The sequence below is a fragment of the Companilactobacillus halodurans genome (genome assembly GCF_009600985.1).
In the GTDB taxonomy this organism is placed as follows: domain Bacteria; phylum Bacillota; class Bacilli; order Lactobacillales; family Lactobacillaceae; genus Companilactobacillus; species Companilactobacillus halodurans.
In genome coordinates, this window is sequence record NZ_VDFP01000099.1 from 1 (window position 1) to 1674 (window position 1674).

Below are 1674 nucleotides of genomic sequence, written 5' to 3' on the forward strand. Positions count from 1 at the left end.
GCCATCAGCCAAGTATGCTCCATAAGGACCCACGCTTCCGGCAATTAGAGGTCGTGGTGCACGATGCTTTCTTTGTTCATCAGTCAGGCTATCGAAATATTCATCTCGAGCTATTTGGGCCAAATGAACAGCCTTAACAATCAAAGACTCACTTTCAGCCCTAGTCCGTCCCAATTCCATGAATTTAGAAACATTAGCTTGATAAGTATTCGTTGTAGCAACATCAGCTCCGTTTTCAAAATAATGCTTATGAACGTCCACAATTGCTTGCGGATGTTCAATTAAAGCCGCAGCTGACCAAAGATCACTCCCAGTATCAACGCCGCGTTTTTCTAATTCCGTTGCCATAGCTCCATCAATAACTAAGCCCTTACGATTCTTCAAATCTGCCGCAATTAAATCACCCATCTGCCAACCCCCAAAACTTGATATCTATTATGATGTAGTCTATCACACAAATTATTTTTTTAAACTTATTTCCATGGAAGTACTAGACTCTATTCATCCGTATGAAGCTAGTCAATTTTTTTATTGGCTACCTTCTCAACTTTGGTTATAAAATCGACCATTGAACTAGCCGGAAAGGGCAAGAAATTAGGTCGCTGTGCAGGTGGCGTTAGCACTTTAGTGCTTACACCACGGGACGACTTTTGAAACTCGCGACTTTTGCGAGGTTCAAAATCGAGACAAAAGACCTTGGCTTTTGTCGGTCCCCATAGCGACCTAAATTTCTTGCTCTTGGAGGTGGCATATTTAATTAGCACCTCGCGTATAATTAATGAACCTTGAATTGATTTGAAAACAACAATAAGTCAAAGGATGAATATATGATATTAGAAAGACCCAGCGTTATTAATTTGAAAAAAATGCAGTCGGAATTAGATGGTATCGTTAATCGCCCCGACATGGATGAATTATCTGAATTAATTAAGATGTATCAACTTTATCAAGCTGGTCAAAAAGAAATTAGTACCAAACTAGAAAATTTGGATTCTGAATTTCAAGTTAATTATGATTATAATCCGATTCATCATATGGAATCACGGATGAAAGAAATGCAAAGCTTGTTACAAAAGGCTGAACGCAAGGGCTATGATCTTACGACAAAGGCTATTGAAGATAATATATACGATATAGCTGGTATTCGAGTGATTACGAATTACATTGATGATATTTACAATGTTGAAAAATTGTTAGTTGATCAAACTGATGTGACACTATTAAAACGCAAGGATTACATTAAGAATCCTAAAGATAGTGGCTATCGTAGTTTGCATATTGTCGTTAAGGTTCCGGTCTTTCAAGCCACTGGTCCGATTGATGTACCTGTTGAAATTCAAATTAGAACCGTCGGTATGGATATGTGGGCTAGTTTAGAACATAAATTACGTTATAAGACGGATGCAAATCCTGAACTAGTCAGTAAATATGGTGACCGTTTGAAGGGTTATGCGGAAGAATTGGAACAAATTGAACGTGGTATGCAAGGAATTCATAAAGAATTGATTTAATACAAAAAGAGTAGAGAGCGGGACAAAATATAGTCAGCTTTCTAGCATTAAGTAAAACAAGGCCCGTAATCCGATTTTGGATTGCGGGTCTTGTTTGATTTAAACGAAAAAAGATATGTTTTGTCGCACGTTTATAAGTTTTTCATACTAGTTTTTTTTTTTG

Annotated in this window: 2 protein-coding genes; one reads left to right on the forward strand and one right to left on the reverse strand. The window is 37.4% G+C overall.

The features are described from left to right. Nucleotides 1–408, reverse strand: a 408-nt coding sequence (locus FHL06_RS12725) for a homocysteine S-methyltransferase family protein (RefSeq protein WP_192917994.1), incomplete at its 3' end; no start/stop codon positions are given. 419 nt (nucleotides 409–827) lie between these two features. Between FHL06_RS12725 and FHL06_RS12730 the strand changes: the two genes are divergently transcribed. Continuing rightward, nucleotides 828–1511: a GTP pyrophosphokinase gene (locus FHL06_RS12730; protein WP_153386955.1), complete on the forward strand. Its 684-nt coding sequence runs from the start codon at nucleotides 828–830 to the stop codon at nucleotides 1509–1511. The last annotated feature ends 163 nt before the right edge of the window (nucleotides 1512–1674 follow it).